20 protein-coding genes are annotated in these 17,446 nt (G+C 40.3%); 18 read left to right on the forward strand and 2 right to left on the reverse strand.

Annotation, left to right across the window (positions count from 1 at the left end; all coding sequences use genetic code 11):
* Positions 1-131: 131 nt before the first annotated feature.
* Positions 132-716 (reverse strand): DUF805 domain-containing protein, encoded by a 585-nt coding sequence (locus tag ACSV5T_RS07525; RefSeq protein ID WP_105090270.1) that lies wholly within the window; start codon positions 714-716, stop codon positions 132-134.
* A 21-nt stretch (positions 717-737) separates the two neighbouring features.
* Entirely contained in the window at positions 738-1,571 is an 834-nt protein-coding gene (locus ACSV5T_RS07530; protein WP_156719810.1) for a pyridoxamine kinase, read from the reverse strand.
* Positions 1,572-1,706: 135 nt separating this feature from the next.
* Between ACSV5T_RS07530 and ACSV5T_RS07535 the strand changes: the two genes are divergently transcribed.
* From ACSV5T_RS07535 to ACSV5T_RS07620, 18 genes are all read left to right on the forward strand, one after another.
* Positions 1,707-2,639 carry an ABC transporter permease gene (locus ACSV5T_RS07535; protein ID WP_295792914.1) on the forward strand — a complete coding sequence of 311 codons (933 nt, stop codon included), beginning with the start codon at positions 1,707-1,709 and terminating at the stop codon, positions 2,637-2,639.
* Entirely contained in the window at positions 2,632-3,531 is a 900-nt protein-coding gene (locus tag ACSV5T_RS07540) for an ABC transporter permease (protein WP_024066371.1), read from the forward strand. Before ACSV5T_RS07535 ends, ACSV5T_RS07540 begins: the two co-directional genes overlap by 8 nt.
* On the forward strand, positions 3,531-4,511 hold the full coding sequence (locus ACSV5T_RS07545) for an ABC transporter ATP-binding protein (protein ID WP_325192388.1): 981 nt from the start codon (positions 3,531-3,533) through the stop codon (positions 4,509-4,511). The genes ACSV5T_RS07540 and ACSV5T_RS07545 overlap by 1 nt, the downstream gene beginning before the upstream one ends.
* A complete protein-coding gene (locus ACSV5T_RS07550) occupies positions 4,511-5,458 on the forward strand; it encodes an ABC transporter ATP-binding protein (protein ID WP_005387207.1) in 948 nt (315 codons plus the stop codon). The genes ACSV5T_RS07545 and ACSV5T_RS07550 overlap by 1 nt, the downstream gene beginning before the upstream one ends.
* 12 nt (positions 5,459-5,470) lie before the next feature.
* Positions 5,471-6,289, forward strand: coding sequence for a serine hydrolase (locus ACSV5T_RS07555; protein ID WP_438320698.1), 819 nt, complete (start codon positions 5,471-5,473; stop codon positions 6,287-6,289).
* Positions 6,286-7,887 carry a peptide ABC transporter substrate-binding protein gene (locus ACSV5T_RS07560; RefSeq protein WP_438320699.1) on the forward strand — a complete coding sequence of 534 codons (1,602 nt, stop codon included), beginning with the start codon at positions 6,286-6,288 and terminating at the stop codon, positions 7,885-7,887. Before ACSV5T_RS07555 ends, ACSV5T_RS07560 begins: the two co-directional genes overlap by 4 nt.
* 56 nt (positions 7,888-7,943) lie before the next feature.
* Positions 7,944-8,882, forward strand: coding sequence for a S66 peptidase family protein (locus ACSV5T_RS07565; protein ID WP_438320700.1), 939 nt, complete (start codon positions 7,944-7,946; stop codon positions 8,880-8,882).
* A gap of 104 nt (positions 8,883-8,986) precedes the next feature.
* Positions 8,987-10,126: an amidohydrolase gene (locus tag ACSV5T_RS07570; protein WP_438320701.1), complete on the forward strand. Its 1,140-nt coding sequence runs from the start codon at positions 8,987-8,989 to the stop codon at positions 10,124-10,126.
* A gap of 111 nt (positions 10,127-10,237) precedes the next feature.
* Complete coding sequence (locus tag ACSV5T_RS07575) at positions 10,238-11,794, forward strand: ABC-F family ATP-binding cassette domain-containing protein (RefSeq protein ID WP_438320702.1); 1,557 nt, start codon at positions 10,238-10,240, stop codon at positions 11,792-11,794.
* Between the two features lie 8 nt (positions 11,795-11,802).
* Positions 11,803-12,372, forward strand: coding sequence for a GTP cyclohydrolase I (gene folE, locus ACSV5T_RS07580; protein WP_298632899.1), 570 nt, complete (start codon positions 11,803-11,805; stop codon positions 12,370-12,372).
* Complete coding sequence (folP, locus tag ACSV5T_RS07585; protein ID WP_296008623.1) at positions 12,365-13,198, forward strand: dihydropteroate synthase; 834 nt, start codon at positions 12,365-12,367, stop codon at positions 13,196-13,198. The genes folE and folP overlap by 8 nt, the downstream gene beginning before the upstream one ends.
* Positions 13,198-13,560: a dihydroneopterin aldolase gene (gene folB / locus ACSV5T_RS07590; RefSeq protein ID WP_438320703.1), complete on the forward strand. Its 363-nt coding sequence runs from the start codon at positions 13,198-13,200 to the stop codon at positions 13,558-13,560. The genes folP and folB overlap by 1 nt, the downstream gene beginning before the upstream one ends.
* Positions 13,560-14,033 carry a 2-amino-4-hydroxy-6-hydroxymethyldihydropteridine diphosphokinase gene (gene folK, locus ACSV5T_RS07595; RefSeq protein WP_438320705.1) on the forward strand — a complete coding sequence of 158 codons (474 nt, stop codon included), beginning with the start codon at positions 13,560-13,562 and terminating at the stop codon, positions 14,031-14,033. The genes folB and folK overlap by 1 nt, the downstream gene beginning before the upstream one ends.
* A gap of 126 nt (positions 14,034-14,159) precedes the next feature.
* Positions 14,160-14,966, forward strand: a complete 807-nt coding sequence (locus tag ACSV5T_RS07600; protein ID WP_285365415.1) for a hypothetical protein — start codon at positions 14,160-14,162, stop codon at positions 14,964-14,966.
* Between the two features lie 10 nt (positions 14,967-14,976).
* The gene (locus ACSV5T_RS07605; RefSeq protein WP_438320707.1) at positions 14,977-15,213 is read left to right on the forward strand and encodes a GlsB/YeaQ/YmgE family stress response membrane protein; all 237 of its coding nucleotides are present in this window, start codon (positions 14,977-14,979) and stop codon (positions 15,211-15,213) included.
* 232 nt (positions 15,214-15,445) lie between these two features.
* Positions 15,446-16,393, forward strand: coding sequence for an L-lactate dehydrogenase (locus ACSV5T_RS07610; protein ID WP_287533814.1), 948 nt, complete (start codon positions 15,446-15,448; stop codon positions 16,391-16,393).
* A gap of 179 nt (positions 16,394-16,572) precedes the next feature.
* Positions 16,573-16,905, forward strand: coding sequence for an FtsB family cell division protein (locus ACSV5T_RS07615; protein WP_105090279.1), 333 nt, complete (start codon positions 16,573-16,575; stop codon positions 16,903-16,905).
* A 68-nt stretch (positions 16,906-16,973) separates the two neighbouring features.
* Positions 16,974-17,375 carry a S1 RNA-binding domain-containing protein gene (locus ACSV5T_RS07620; RefSeq protein WP_285365418.1) on the forward strand — a complete coding sequence of 134 codons (402 nt, stop codon included), beginning with the start codon at positions 16,974-16,976 and terminating at the stop codon, positions 17,373-17,375.
* Positions 17,376-17,446: the final 71 nt, after the last annotated feature.

The following is a 17,446-nucleotide window of genomic DNA, read 5'->3' on the forward strand; positions in this document are numbered from 1 at the left end:
AAAGATAAAATGCCGATGGAGCTAGTATTTAGCTAGTTCCATCGGCATTAACAGCAACACTTTTTGTCCTATAGCCCTAAAAAACGTATCTCTTAATAGAGATACGTTTTTTATTATGTTTGTTTTATGTTTTACCGTTTTTTACGACGTTTTCGAACGGTTTTTCTAATTTCTCGTTCTGATTCAGATCCTGGTTGTTGCATTGACTCGTAAGTTGGTCGATTGACAGGCATAAAAGGAGGATTTCCGTATTGGTTTGGTTCCGGTTGTCCCGGCAATACCCAGAAGAGGAAGCCGATGAGCCATACGAAAAGCTCCAGTAAGTAATTGAATGGAGATACAGCAGAGTAAGTATTGATGAAAATAATAATTACTGACCAGAGAATCCCGGCCCATGCATTAAAGCCGATATCGTGAATACGACGGCCAAATAAGATGCAGGACAATGGGAAGAGTGTTGCTAATAAAATCCATATGATGACCCGTGTAAACCAATAAGCCGGTAAGGATACAACAAAGTCTAAGAATAGATCATCGATGTAATGAACGATGTGGAATAAAATCATTAGCACGATAAAGCATATGATAAATTGAAGTCGATTTAATCGTCCCGTTAGATTAAAAATCGATAGGCCCATACGTCGACCTTGGAATGCGATGAGCAAACCTACAGTACATATGAGCAGTGTTCGTAATACAACATAGAGTAAATCCATAAGTTCCCCTTTATTTATAGCTTATAGTTGAGTTAATTCTGGCAAGACTAGCTCAAATGCTACACCTTGTTTCATAGATTTTACAGTATCTACTGTGGCTTGAATCGCTTTAGTAGTAAAATTCATTGCCAGCTCTGCCGCATCATACGGTGAATATCCCCTCATTACTGCACCGGATAATACAGCGGTAAAGATATCCCCAGTTCCTGTAGCTTTTACAGGAATAAGAGGAATATCATATGTTTTTAAATAATCCGTTGGCCCATCATAGACGGCGATGACCGCGTGTGTTTCGGATGGTACGCTAGTCATGATAACCATATCAGGACCCATTTGATGTAATCGCTTGCAACGATCACGCAATTCATCATCACTAATAGGATCTGTAGAGAATGGAATGTCTAATAAGAAACAAGCCTCTGTGTAATTAGGCTTTACAATGTGCGCTTTGGAAACAAGTTGGCGCATTGCTACTACCATATCAGGTGTATAGATAGAGTAGAGGCGACCATCATCGGCCATAGCAGGATCGACGATAATCATTTGTCCCTTATTACCGAAACGATCGATGGCTTCTTCCACGAGATGAATTTGTTCTGGGGATGCCAAGAAACCACTTACAATAGCGTGAAAGTCGATTTCGTTTTTATCCCAGCAGTCCATAAAATCTCTCATATGTGCCGATAAATCTACGAACTCGTAGTGTGGATATTCTAAGTGATTACTCAATACAGCTGTTGCCAATGGAACCGCTTGGCAACGCATAGCGCTGATGATTGGAATCATAACGGTTAGGGCACAACGGCCGATGGAGCTCATGTCTTGAATTGTTAAGACTCTAGGTACTTCTGTCATAGACACCTCCAAAATACTATATATTTTATTTTACGTTATGTAGGGCGTTCTGTAAATGTAATGATGTTATTCATGAAATTAACTTCATAATGTAGTATAATAAAACAGATAGACTTTTTATGGAGGATAGTGACAATGACAAGGTATGTATTTCGACGCCTAGGTGGCGCAATCATAATCTTATGGGTCATCATTACCGTAACGTTTGCATTAATGCATGCAATACCGGGGGGACCTTTTACAAGTGAAAAAAAATTACCACCTCAGGTAAAAGCAAGTATTGAAGCAAAGTATCATCTTGATGATCCTGTATGGAAACAGTATGGTGATTATTTAGGTGGTGTTATTACCGGCGATTTGGGACCATCATATAAGTATGAAGGTCGTAGTGTGAACGATATTATCAGTGATGCATTCCCAATTTCTGCGCAGCTTGGTTTATTATCATTAATGGTGGCTGTAGTAGGTGGTATTGCAGCGGGTGCTATTAGTGCTATGCGCCCTAATGGTATCGTTGATTATGCGGTTACCGTATTATCTACCATTGGTATTTCCGTGCCTACATTTATTATTGGTGCCGTTCTTGTATATGTGGTGGGCTTTGAACTAGGATGGTTCCCCGTAGCCTTATGGCGTGGTCCATCTTATATGGTTCTACCAGTGTTGACGTTAGCAGCACAACCTATGGCATTCATTGCACGCTTAACGCGCAGTGGGTTGCTTGATGTGTACCAACAAGAATATATCCGTACAGCTCGCGCCAAAGGCTTGGGCTCTTGGACTATTTTGACACGTCATGCATTAGGCAATGCTATTTTGCCAGTTATTACGTACTTGGGACCGTTGGCTGCTAGCCTTTTGACAGGTAGCTTTATCGTAGAAACAATCTTTGCCATTCCGGGCCTTGGACAGTATTTCGTAACTTCCATTTATAACCGTGACTATACGGTTATCCTGGGCATTACGATTTTCTATAGTGCGCTTGTAGTATTTCTTAATATTTTGGTGGATATGATTTATCCGTTAATTGATCCACGTGTTACGACAGAGGAGGGGACAGATGAATAAGGAAGATTTTTTACCTATTGAACGAACTCCTCAAGAAGAAATTACAAGCTTTATAAAACGTCCTAGTAAATGGGCGAGATTTAAGGTGAATCGCTTGGCTGTAGTAGGGGCTACTATCATCTTAGTGATGATTGTACTTGCAATTTTAGGACCCCTAATTTCGCCGTATACCTATGCGGACCAATCCCTAATCGATGCGAACCAAAGTCCGAGCTTTAGTCATTGGTTCGGCACAGATACATTGGGTCGCGATATTTATACGCGCGTTATGTACGGCGCTCGTATTTCCTTAACTATCGGTTTTGTAGCGGCGTTTATCAATCTTGTTATCGGCGTTACTTATGGTGGTATTGCAGGTTATCTTGGTGGCAAGGTTGACCGCATCATGATGGGCCTTGTAGATGTTTTGTACGGCATTCCACTTTTACTGTATGTAATTTTGTTGATGGTTGTACTAGGCCCTGGCTTAACATCTATTTTCGTAGCATTGGGCATTGCGTACTGGCTCAATATGGCCCGTATCGTACGTAGCCAAATTTTGAAAGTTAAAAATGAAGAATACATCATCGCTGCTGAAGCGATGGGGATTCCGAAATATCGCATTTTATTGCGTCATATTTTGCCAAACTGCGTGGGACCAATCATCATTACATTGACATTGGCCATCCCAGAGGCTATTTTTACAGAAGCATTCCTTAGTTTCATCGGTTTAGGTGTTAATGCACCTATGGCAAGCTGGGGTGTACTCGCTTCTGAAGGGATTAGCAGCATGCGCTCTTATCCATTCCAATTGATTTTCCCTGCTGTTGCCATTAGCGTTACCATGCTTGGTTTCGCATTCCTTGGCGATGGCTTACGTAATGTGTTAGACCCTAAGGAAGGAGATAGATAATGAATAACGCAATTGTTGATGTGCGCAATGTGTCCATTACCATCGATACCTTCCAAGGCCCTTTACGGGTGATTCGCAATCAAGATATCTCCTTACAACCAGGTGAGATTTTAGGTATTGTTGGTGAATCAGGTTGTGGTAAATCTGTGCTAGTTAATTCTTTAATGGGATTGCTACCATATGGTAAAACAAAAATTAAAGCCGATACATTTATGATTGATGGCAATGATTGCCTCGAATTCACTGAAGATGATTGGAATGAACTCCGCGGTACTACTGTTGCCATGGTATTCCAAGATCCTATGACATCTTTGAATCCAATCATGACGATTGGGGAGCAAATGTATGAGGTTATCCATCGTACCAATGCATATGGTGAGGATTATGACGAACGAGCTATCGCTATCGATTTGTTAAAGAAGATGGGCCTTTCAACACCGGAAAGACGATTATCTCAATATCCTCATGAGTTGAGCGGTGGTATGCGTCAACGCGTATGTATCGCCATGGCTGTAGCAGGTCGTCCAAAGGTTTTGATTTGTGATGAACCGACAACGGCTCTAGATATTACAACAGAGGCTCAAATCTTGCGCCTTATGCAAACTTTAGCTGTAGAAGCTGGTATTGGCATTATCTTTATTTCTCATAACCTACGTGTTATCGCTCAAATCTGCGACCGTGTTATGGTTATGTACGCTGGTAAATGTGTTGAATCTGCTTCGGTAGAAGGTATCTTTAATGAACCTCGTCATCCGTATACATTGGGCTTGTTACTCGCTTTACCACAAGGTAAATGGCATGGTGAATTAAAAGCCGTTGAAGGTCAACCGCCAGATCTATTTGATTTACCACGAGGTTGTGCATTTAATCCACGGTGTAAGTGGGCTATGCGTATCTGTGGTAATCGTATTCCTATGGTTACAAATGTTGGTGAAGGTCACCAATTTACATGTTGGTTAGCTAAGTTGGAGGGACTTTAATGAGTTACGTATGGGAAACTGACAATCTCGTTAAAGAGTTCACTCTGTCAGGTGGCTTATTTAAGCCAAAACACACGGTACACGCTGTACAAGGCGTGAGCCTATATCAATCGCCAGGGGAAACCCTCGGTATCGTAGGTGAGTCAGGTTGTGGTAAATCCACATTTGGCTACACCTTGATGGGCTTGCATCAAGCTACATCAGGTTCTATTTATATGAATGGGCGCCAAATTGATCCTTATGTGGATCGCAAAGCCGTTCATCCTGTGATGCAAATGGTATTCCAAAACCCTTATGCATCACTTAATCCACGTCTTACGGTTAATGCGATTCTAGAAGAACCTTTGGAGCTGGATCCAAAGTATACGCCCCGTGATCGTGTTATTCGCGTAAAAGAAGTGCTTGATCAAGTTGGTTTGAACATGTCCTTTGGTGAGCGTTATGCTCATGAATTGTCTGGTGGTCAACGTCAACGTATCGGTATTGCACGGGCTCTTATCATGCAGCCGCAGTGCATCATCTGTGATGAACCGATTTCAGCACTAGATGTATCGATTCAAGTACAAATTATGACATTGCTTGAACGTTTACAAGAACAACATGGTATTTCGTACCTCTTTATTTCTCATGATTTAAACATGGTGCGCTACATCAGTCATCGCATGGTAGTTATGTATTTAGGGGCTGTTATGGAAGAAGGTCCAGCATTGGATTTATACGAATTCCCACAACATCCTTACACTCGTGCATTGACCGCCTTAAATGGTCCTGTTATACCACATGCTCCAATTGGAGCACCTCTTAAAGGGGACCCACCAAATCCACTAGATCCACCGAAGGGTTGTTTGTTTAGTGGTCGATGTCCAGAAGCAGAGGGTCGTTGCTTTGCAGAACGTCCACCTCTTCGTGATTGGGCAGATCGCCGCATCGCATGCTGGCACATATAATGGGAGAATAGTATGGAAAAGTTACTTGTTGGCAAGTCCTTGGAGCATCAACTCGATACAGTTATTAAAGAATTAGCACCAAAAGGAAATATATCTTATGTAGTACTTCAATTTGACGATGAAGAGGAACCGACTATTATCGCTTCTAAAGGGGAGGATACGGTACATTCTAGTGCAAGTTTGATAAAGGTACTTATCATGGAGTATGTGTTCCATTTAGCTCGTACTGAACAGTTAGACCTTAATGACACAGTTCCACTATCTAGAACACCTCGTGTTGAAGGTGGTGGTGCTTTACAAGAATTAGTAGCAAAGCATAGCTTTACCTATCTTGAGTTATGCCGTCTTATGATGGTTCTCAGCGATAATATTGCGACAAATTTGCTCATTACAGTTCTTGGAATGGAAAATATCAATGCTCGTGCAGAACAGCTAGGTGTAGATGAGATAGAACTAAATCGCATGATGATGGACTTTGAAGCTCTCGCCGAAGGCCGTGATAATCGTATGACTGCTATGGCGTTAGCTCGTCTCTATAAACATATTTTTGAATGTCGCGATAGAGATTTTTATGGCCGAGAAATGTGGAACATTTTAGGTCGCCAACAATTCCGTGATATTTTGCCATTTTATTGGGGAGAAGATGTACGCTTTCACCATAAAACAGGATCCCTTGATTGCGTAGAGCATGATGGGGGCATATTGGAAACGTTTAGAGGTCATTTCTGCTTTATCCTTTTGATGAGCGACATCGATAATGACCGAGGTAAAGAGTTAGGCGCTCGAGTAGGGCGTATCATGAAAGAATTTGTAGAGGAAGCATTGCCATGATGGATAAACGAAATTTGTTAAAACTCATGGTCCTTGCTCTTGGGGTGAGTGTGCTCTTGTTTGTATTTGGTTATCCTCGCGGGGAACAACCAATTGATGAGCATACAATCCGATATGTTATTGAGCAGGAACCATCCACATTGGATCCAGCAAAGTCTACTACCTCTCCGGAGGCAACGGTTCAACTCCAATTATTTGACGGTTTAGTTCGTTTAAATGATGAAAGTGAACCAGAGGCAGCACTTGCTAAAAGCTGGGATATTTCTGATGATGGTCGCGAGTATGCCTTCCATTTACGACCAGATTTAAAATGGTCCAATGGAGAGCCTTTGACGGCTCATGACTTTGAATACGCTTGGAAACGCGTATTAGACCCTGAAGTCCATGCGGACAATGCATATATGTTATATGTATTAAAAAATGGCGAAGCCTTTAATAATGGTGATGCCAAAGCTGAAGACGTTGGTGTTAAGGCCATCGATGATGATACATTGGTGGTTACCTTAGAAAATCCAACAGCTTATTTCTTAAAATTATTAGCATCTCATAGTTACTATCCAGTAAGTCAAAAGGCTGTAGAAGCTCATGAAAACTGGGCTGCTAATGCAGATACATTCGTGTCTAATGGTCCATACCGCTTATTATCTTGGAAACATAATGGGGAAATGGATTTCATTAAGAATCCAGATTACTGGGATGCGGATTCTGTGAAAACAGAGAAGATGAATTGGCCTATCAGTGAATCCCAAAGCACACGCCTTACATTGGTTGAAGGTGGCGAAGCAGATATGACTGTTGAGCCTCCTGTAGCGGATCAAAAACGCTTAGAAGAGGCTGGTCTATTACATATTGGACCTATGCTTGGTAACTATTATTACGTATTTAATGTGAAAGCAGAACCTTTCACAGACCCTGAAGTACGTAAAGCATTCTCCATGGTTATCAACCGTGCTAATATCGTTAACAATATTGTTCGTGGAGGTAAAGAGGCTGCTTATGCATTTGTTCCATACGGTATGCTTGAAAGCAACGGTCGTGAAGACTTCCGTGAAGCTGGTAGCTATCTCGTTTACGAAGATGTAGAGCAAGCGAAAGAAATCTTGAAACAAGCTGGCTATGATAAGAATCATCCATTGCCTCCAATTACGATTTTGTATAACACAAGCGAATTACATAAAGCGATTGCTGAAGCTGTACAGGATGCATGGGTAAATGCATTTGGTGCAGATGTGCGATTACAAAATCAAGAGACAAAGGTATTCTTAGCTGATCGCGAAGCTGGTAAATACCAAGTAGCTCGTGCTTCTTGGGTTGCGGATTACAGTGATCCACAAAACTTCTTAGAAGTATTCTCTGCAGAAGACAACGATAGTCAGTACCATAGTGAAGACTATAATGAGTTAATCGCTCGTATTCGTACGACACCAAATGGGGCTGAACGCGATGCATTGATGCATCAAGCAGAAAAGATGATTTTTGATGAAGCTCTAGTAATGCCATTATACTTTACAACACAACCATATGTAACAAACGGAAGTATTCAAAATTATTTCTGGACTACATTAGGCCTTGTTGACTTTAAAAAAGCATACAAATAAGATACACTTAAGACGTACACATTGTGTACGTCTTTTGTTGTATTTTACGAGGATATATGAACTGGATTGAACCAAAGCGTTTAGCACCGGGCATGACCATAGGCATTATGGCTCCTGCTAGTGCAAGCGATGAAGATTTACATAGAATAGAAGACATTTGTAACGCAAGAGGGTATAATGTGCTCTTTGGTGAAAGTGCACATCGTAAAGGACTTTATGGTGGTACACCAGAGGAGCAAGCTCACGAGTTTCAATATATGATGACCACCGCACCTTGTGATGCGGTACTAGCTTTGCGCGGTGGTTATGGAACAATGCGATATCTAGATTTGTTAGATTATAAGGCCATTCGTAAATATCGTAAGGCTTTTATAGGGTATAGTGACTGCACGGCTCTTCACATGGCTATTAATCGATATAGCCGACTTATTACGTATCACGGGCCGATGGGCGTAGACTTTAAAGAAGAACGTAAGGCAGACATAGACGCATTGTTTGTAGCTGTAGAAGGTAAATTACAAGTCATAGAACCATTACCTGAACCGCCGCGTGGTGCCATTGGTACTGAGCTAGGGGAAGGGATTTTACGGGGCGGCAATATGACGATGCTATCAATGTTGTGCGGAACACCTTATTTTTTAGAGGCCGAATCTTGGGAGGATACCTTACTATTCATTGAAGATGTAGGGGAAGCACCGTACAAGCTTGATCGCATGTTACAACAGTGGCGTTTAAGTGGTCTGTTGAGTCGTATAAAAGGTTTAGTTATTGGTACTTTTACAGACTGTGAAGGTGATGAAGATGAACGTGATTACGATTTAGGCTATGAAGCACTGCGCTACATGGAGGACAATAGGAATCCTGAATTACCAGAGCCCTTTGTATGCTATGTGCCTACGGGGCATGGAACGCCGCATCAAACACTACCATTAGGTGCAACGATTAACTTTAGATATATTTCAAACACTATCATTGTTCATACCTATTCGAAATAGACGGATTCTTCTTAGATAGAATACATAATAAATAGAATACATAGTAAACACTATAGATAGAATATTTCATAGACAGTATAGACTAGATATTATAAAGGGGAGTTATGACATTACAAGAACGAGAAGCGCAAGCTTGTGCCATTATAGATGATATGGCACATGAGTTGCGTAAGCTTTCATTATATTTACACGATAATCCAGAATTGGGGTTAGAAGAGCATAAAGCAGTTAACGTAATTAATCAATTTTTAGAGAACCATAATTTTTCATCTCAAGTTGGTTTAACTGATCTGCCAGAGTTACAAACGGCATTACGGGGCGACTATAATTGTAAGGCACATCATAAAATGGCCTTTTTAGGAGAGTATGATGCTTTACCTGAGCTCGGTCATGGTTGTGGACATAATCTCATTGCGATGATGAGTTTAGGCGCTGCGGTTGCTTTTAGTCAATGTGCATCAGAAACATGGGGAACGACCTTCTTTGGATGTCCAGCAGAGGAAACCATTGGTGGTAAGGTATATATGGCGGAGGCAGGGCTATTTAAAGGCTATGAGGCAGCACTCATCATTCATCCAGGCGGTGAAAATGAGGTGGGCGGCACATCGTTAGCGACGCATCCCTTAGAGGTAACCTTCCACGGTCGATCCTGTCATATCGCATCACTTACTGATTCCGGTATTAATGCACTAGATTGTGCTGTAGATTTATATCAAAGAATCAAAGAGTTAAAGAAAACATTCCCTAAAGGGGCTATTGTAGGTGCCATCTTTACTGAAGCTGGTACGGCGCCAAACGTGGTAACTCCTAAGGCGACGATTCGTATGACTGTTCGCGGCAGTGCAGTAGATGATTTAGAAGGTATTATTTTGCCTGCCATTAAAGAGGCTGCTCAAGAGATTGCAGTTTTCTACGGTGCTCAAGTTGAAATGCATCACTATGAGCCTCTCTTTAAGGATATGCGTCAAGATAAACAGCTATTAGATCTCTTTAAAGATGTGATGACTGAGTTTGGTGAAACGCCTCGTATATTGCCTGATGATGAGGCTGATGGTAGTACTGATGTGGGAAATGTATCTTATGAAGTACCAACAGCACAGCCTACTTTGCAAATTGGATTAGGTTTAGAGGCTCATACACCAGAGTTCACTTGTGCTGCAGGTTCCGACTATGGAGTGGAGCAAGCGATTAAGGGTGCTAAGATTATGGCTGTAGTAGCCTTGCGTTATGCGATGTGTAAGTGATGTTCAATTTTTGACATATAGAGGTCAAAAAGGTACAATAGATATAATATTTAAGTAAGTATGAAATAAGCCGTCTTCAACAAGACGGCTTTTATTCCGGTGGAGATAGATATGAGTGTTTTAACCGTTTCAAATGTAACCCATGGTTTTGGAGCGCGACAAATTTTAGATGATGCATCATTCCGCCTATTAAAAGGCGAACATGTAGGCCTCATTGGTGCCAATGGCGAAGGCAAGTCTACATTCCTAAATATCATTACAGGTAAAATTCCTCCTGATGAAGGTAAAATTGAATGGTCCAACCAAGTCACTGTTGGGTACCTGGATCAACATGCAGTCCTCGAAAAAGGGATGACCATCCGCGATGTATTGCAACGCGCCTTTGATGATTTATTCGTCATGGAACAAAAGATTAATGACGCTTATAATCGTATGGGTGATGTATCCGAAGATGAGATGAATAAACTGCTCGAACAAGTTGGGGAATGGCAAGAAATTCTAGAGCAACGTGGCTTCTATGAAATTGATGCGGTTATTGAGCGTACAGCTGCAGGCTTAGGCCTTATGGATATTGGCTTAGACCGGGATGTTACGGAGCTTAGCGGTGGCCAACGTACAAAGGTTTTACTTACAAAACTGTTACTAGAAAAACCAACAATCTTACTCTTGGACGAACCGACAAATTATCTTGATGTAGAGCATATTCAATGGTTGCAAAATTATTTGCAAAATTATGAAAATGCCTTTATCTTAATTTCTCATGATATGGAATTTTTAAATTCTGTAGTTAATGTAATTTATCATATCGAACAGGCCGTACTTACACGTTATACTGGTGATTATCATCAATTCCAAGCTGCCTATGAAGTTAAAAAAGCACAAGCAGCTAAGGCTTATGAACGTCAACAACAAGAGATTGAGCGCATGGAAGATTTTATTCAGCGTAATAAAGCTCGTGTAGCAACGCGTGGTATGGCAAATTCTCGAGCTAAACGTTTAGAGAAAATGGAAATCTTGGAAAAACCTAAAGAATACATTAAGCCAAGCTTTGGCTTTAAAGAAGGCCGTACACCAAGTCGTTTTATCGTAGAAGCTTTTGGCTTGGAATTAGGCTATGATGAACCGTTGACTAGACCAGTAGACTTTCAAATTGAAAGAAATAAAAAAATTGCCATTCGTGGTGTTAATGGTCTAGGTAAAACGACATTGTTGAAAACAATATTAGGTTTGTTAAAGCCGGTAAGTGGGGAATTGGTAAAAGGTGATTTCTTACAAATTGGCTATTTTGCTCAAGAAGATACACCATCCAATTCTGAAACTGCTCTAGACTATATTTGGAACGAGTATCCAGCAATGACTAATGCAGAAGTACGTGCAGCACTTGCTCGTTGTGGCCTTACTAACGAGCATATTACATCTCAAATGCGCGTCTTATCCGGTGGTGAAAATGCAAAGGTTCGCTTGTGCAAGTTGATGCAGAATAAGTACAATGTACTCGTATTAGACGAACCGACAAATCACTTAGATATCTATGCGAAGGAAGAGTTGAGCCGTGCATTACGTGAGTTCAAAGGAACCATCGTTTTGGTAAGTCATGAACCTGAATTTTATAAAGATTGGGTTACGGATATTTGGAATATTGAAGATTGGACGACAAAGATCGTTTAGGAGGACCGATGAATCAACGTGCAAAGGACGGGATAAAGCAATTCTTAGAAGCTTTATCTGTTGATACAAAGGCACCAGAGCTAGAGAAAACACCAAGTCGTGTAACAGAATTATATAGTGAATTATTCAGTGGCGTAGGCCTAGATACAAAATCTGCATGGGGTGAAACATTTAGTACTGATTACAAGGGGCTTGTAGCGGTTACAGGCATTCCGTTTTATTCCATGTGTGAGCACCACTTGTTACCATTCTTTGGGACCGTTGATATTGTGTATCAACCGAAGGATGGCTGTGTGGCAGGTCTTAGCAAGTTTCAAGATATTGTTAATATCCTTAGTCGGAGGCCGCAACTACAAGAGCGGTTGGCGTCGGAATTAGCAGATGCCATTATGAATGATTTATCTGCTCATGGTGTATTTGTGCGCATTACATCAACACAGTTATGTATGCTCATCAAAGGAACTATGCAGCAAGATTCAAAGGTGATTACATTAGAAAGCCGTGGCGTGCTAGCAGAGACAGGTACGTTACGTGATGAAGCGTTAGCAATGTTAGGTGGAGGACAGGCAAATGTTTAAACGTAGAAATTATACATGGAATGATGGCAAAAGTTTATCTTTGTGCGATCGTACCCTTATCATGGGGATACTCAATGGTACGCCTGACTCTTTCTCTGATGGTGGTAAATTCAACACCCCAGAGGCAGCAGCAGCGCATGTAACACAAATGATTGAAGATGGCGCTGATATTATCGATTTAGGCGTTGAATCTACGCGTCCAGGCTGCACACCGTTGACAGCAGAAGAAGAAATTGAACGCTTATCTCAATTGATAGATCCTGTACTTAATGCATCTACAGTTCCTGTATCTATCGATACATACCATGCTAAAACTGCAGATTATGCTTTTTCTAAAGGGGCCCATATTTTAAATGATGTATGGGGATTACATTATGACCCTGATATGGCAGCAGTAGCAGCAAAATATAAGGTGCCAGTAATCATTATGCACAATAGCAATGACACAAATTATGGTGATATCATTGAAGATATGAAGGCATACTTTTTCTTTGCTGTAGATAAAGCCTTAAAGGTTGGTGTAACACCACAACAAATTTGGCTTGATCCAGGTATTGGATTTGGTAAAACAGAAGAACAAAATATTGAAGTTATGCAACGTTTAGGTGAGTTAACGGCTTATGAATATCCTATTTTACTTGCTCCTAGCCGCAAGCGTTTCATCGGTTCTATGTTGGGTGGTTTACCACCAGAAGATCGTGATGAAGGTACGGTAGCTGCTTGTATTACGGGCGTATTCCAAGGTGTTGATATGGTGCGTGTTCATAATGTGAAAATGCACAAACGTGCCTTGGCTGTAGCCGATGGCCTATTACGAGGTGAATAATGGATAAAATCGTTTTAAAGAATATGGCATTTTACGGATTTCATGGGAATTTGGTATCTGAACAAGAACAGGGACAACGATTCTTTGTAGATGTTGAAATTACTACGGATCTTACAAAGGCCGGTCAAAGTGACCAGTTAGAGGATTCTATCAATTATGTAGAGGTATATGACATTGTAGAATCTGTTATGACTGGAGAAAAACATAATTTGTTAGAACGGTTGGGTGCACTTATCGCCGATTCTTTATACCAACATTATCAAGGCATTGTTGGCTTATCTGTAACGGTGCGCAAACCATCTGTACCGATTGCAGGTATTCTAGATTATGTTGAGGTTGTCACTACACGAGGTCAAATTTGATGTATACCTATTACATCAGTGTAGGTTCAAATATCGGTGATAAACGGGGGCACATTAATTTGGCCCTTCAATCATTACAGGATCATGATGCGGTTTCAAAGGTCATTAGTTCGCCCTTAATCGAAACCGAACCTTGGGGATATACGGAGCAGGATATCTTTGTTAATGGTATGTGGCTTTGTGAAAGCTCTTTAGCCCCTCATCAAATGTTAAGTTTATTACAGTCCTTAGAACAGGGGGCTGGACGTGAACGACTCATTCATTGGGGCCCACGTACATTGGATTTAGATATTATTTTAGCTTTTGATGAAGACGGGACTATGATTTCCATATGTGATGAAAGTCTTACAGTACCACATCCTTACTTTTGGGATCGTACCTTTGTCTTAGAACCTTTACATGAGTTGTTACCAACTTTTATATATAAAGGAATGACCATTGGCGAGAGATTGACTCAGTTAAGCTTATCGTAGACATTTACAAAATAGTAAACATTAAGGCTGCAGTTGTACCTATGAATAGGGATTATATGAATAGGTACATCCTGTAAGCACAATATATTATTACGTTTTATGCTTGGGGATTCATAGGGAGTATACATGAATATAAAACGTATTGGGCTGTGTGTACTAGCGTTGATTGTAATGGGCCTGTCCTATTGGCTTGCCGTAGGTGGTAATTATGACAGCAAAACAGTACGCATAGATCCAGAAGAGCATACACTAGTAAATTCTAGTGATGCCATTATTTCAAAACGAATATTAGCGATGAAGTCTATGGATTCAAAAGTTTATTTTTTAGGTTATGAAGGCTACGGTATTTATAATCTATCTGATAATACACTTCGGTTGATGCCCGTTAGCTTCCGTGGTCAACATATAGAGCCACCGAAGACAGAGAATTACCAACGTGGTTTACGAGAGATTACTACGGTAAAAACTTTCTCTGATTTTAGTAGTCAAGAACAATCCATACTTAAGGATTTATTGGAATCTACTGATAGAGGGGCTCATTACTATGGTGACTTTTACCATTCTGGTTATGAGTCATCCCTCATCGACATGAAGGACCAGTATTTTATAACGAATACGGTACGTGCCTTGAAACGTGTGAATCATACATTATATGTATATGATGCGTCAGGGTTCATTATCATTGATTTAGATAATCGACGTATACAAGGGTTCTTTAATAATCGTCTCGGTGGGGAAGGACCTAAAGGTGTACCTGATAGCTTGCGTGGCCATTATGGTTCAGATTTCACGATGATATATGCATTGTCCAAGTTAGATCCAAAGGATTTAGAGATTTTATGGTCAATGCGAAAGCAATATTTAGAAAAGTCACCACAAGTGATGGAGAACAAGGATTTATTCCCTCTTAATCTTGATGAGATGACTTTATAGGAGGTATATTATGCTTTGGTCAATTATTGTAGGCGGTTTCATTGGTTTTGTAGCTGGTCGCATTACTAAAAAAGCGCAAAGTATGGGGATTATTCTTCATGTTATTGCTGGCTTAGTTGGTGCTTCCGTAGGCCAAGCGTTGCTTGGTACATGGGGTCCAAGCCTTGCGGGCATGGCATTGATTCCGTCCATCGTTGGTGCAGTTATCGTGATTGCTGTAGTCAGCTTCTTTACTGGACGAGATTAATTATATAAGGTAAGGACTAGTATAGGATTTCCTATACTGGTCTTTTTTTATCGCTTTATATCCATTTTCCTATATACCTATGAGAAAATAGGTATATAATAGTTTATGTATTTTAAATTTAAGGTATATTAATATAGCTTAAGGTTATCGGTTCATATATTTGTAACCGTTGATTTAAGTGGAAGCGTATTAGAGGATAGATATCTTTTAGTACTACAGGTAGGAGGCCCTTATGAAGTTACGTAAAGTAGGTATTATTGGCACTGGACATGTAGGTTCTCATGTAGCATTTTCCCTTGCTCTACAAGGTGAAGTAGATGAATTGTATATGATGGATATTGACGAGAAAAAAGCTAAAGCACAAGCCATGGATATCAATGATGCGGTTAGCTACATTCCTCACAAAGTGACAGCTACTGCTGGCCCAATTGAAGAATGTGGGGATTGCGATGTTCTCGTATTTAGTGCAGGTCCTTTACCAAATTTATACCAAGATCGCTTAGAAAGTCTTGGTGATACCGTTGAGGTTCTAAAGGATGTCATCCCTCGAATTAAAAAGTCTGGTTTTGATGGGTTTATTATTTCTATCTCTAATCCTGCTGACGTTGTAGCTACATATTTATGTAAACATTTAAATTGGAATCCAAAACGCATTATTTCCAGTGGTACAGCCTTAGATTCTGCACGGTTACAAAAAGAATTGGCTCGCATTTTTAATATCAGTAATCGTACAATTACAGCATATTGCTTAGGTGAACATGGCGGCAGTGCTATGGTGCCATGGTCTCATGTATATGTACAAGGAAAACCTCTTGTAGAATTACAACAAGAATTGCCTCATAGATTCCCTACACTTGACTATACGCAAGTGCTAGATGATGTTAAAATTGGTGGTTATCATGTATTAGCCGGTAAAGGTTCCACAGAATTTGGCATTGCCAGTGCAACTACAGAATTAATTCGCGCTGTATTCCATGATGAAAAGAAAGTATTGCCATGTTCTTGCTATCTAGATGGACAATATGGTGAAGAAGGTATCTTTGCATCTACACCAGCAGTTATTGGTAAAGATGGCATTGAAGATGTATTTGAATTAAAGCTTACCGAAGAGGAATTGGCTTTGTTTAAAAAGTCTTGCGCTGTTATTCGTGAATACGCTCATAAAGCAGAGTCTTTATAAGGCTCGTATCTGTTATATAAGTCTAATGCTGATCTAGTGCTGATAATAAATATCTATATATAGAGATAATATATAGACTTAAAGGAAACTATAGATAATTTTATTTAGTCCCTAACAAGGTTCTATGATATAATTAAAAAATGACAGTATACAGATGATGAATATTTTTGGGGGACATTATGAGTCAAGACACTATGGAAGTACAACGTCCAAAAAGGCCGCGCAAACGGGTTCGCCCTAATCGCAAAGCGCAGGATCAACGTATTATCCTCATGTGGATCAAGCGAATTGGTATAGGGATTATGGTGCTGCTATTGTTAGGGCAAGCCTATCGCTTGGTGGCTGTATATCAAGAAAAACAACATATTGAGCAACAATTGCAAGAATTAAAACAGCGAAATGAAGAACTAGAACAGGAAAAGGCAAAGTTGCAAGATCCAAAGACCATCGAGGGGGTGGCTCGAGAGGAGTTAGGCCTTGTTAAACCTGGTGAAGTACCTTATGTAAAATAGGTTGACTTTAGTAATTTAGATTCGCATTAGTTTGTAGTTTGAGGTTTCCGCATGAATTAGGAGGTTGCATGGCAATCGAAGTTGGTAACATTATTGATGGTACCGTATCCGGTATTACAAAGTTCGGCGTATTTGTTGATTTAGGAGAGAAACAAACGGGTCTAGTTCATATTTCTGAAGTAGCTCATGGATATGTCGAAGACATTAATGCCGTATTAAAGGTTGAAGATCCAGTAAAGGTTAAGGTTTTATCTATTGAAGGTAATAAAATTGGCCTTTCTATTCGTCAAACACAACCTAAAGAGACAGTCAATGAAGAACGACGTCCTCGTCGTGTTCAATCTAAACAAAGCACAGAGGCTTTTGAAGCCAAAATGAAATCATTCTTGCGCGATAGCAATGAACGATTGCATGATTTAAAACGCAATACAGAAGGTAAACGCGGAGGCCGAGGCGGTCGTCGAGATTAATAGTGAGAGATGGCATTGAGCCATCTCTTTACTTATGTATAGGCTTTAACAGTATAATAGTGTTAGAAGAA

It is taken from the genome of Veillonella sp. ZSJB6, from assembly GCF_051549505.1.
GTDB lineage: Bacteria > Bacillota > Negativicutes > Veillonellales > Veillonellaceae > Veillonella.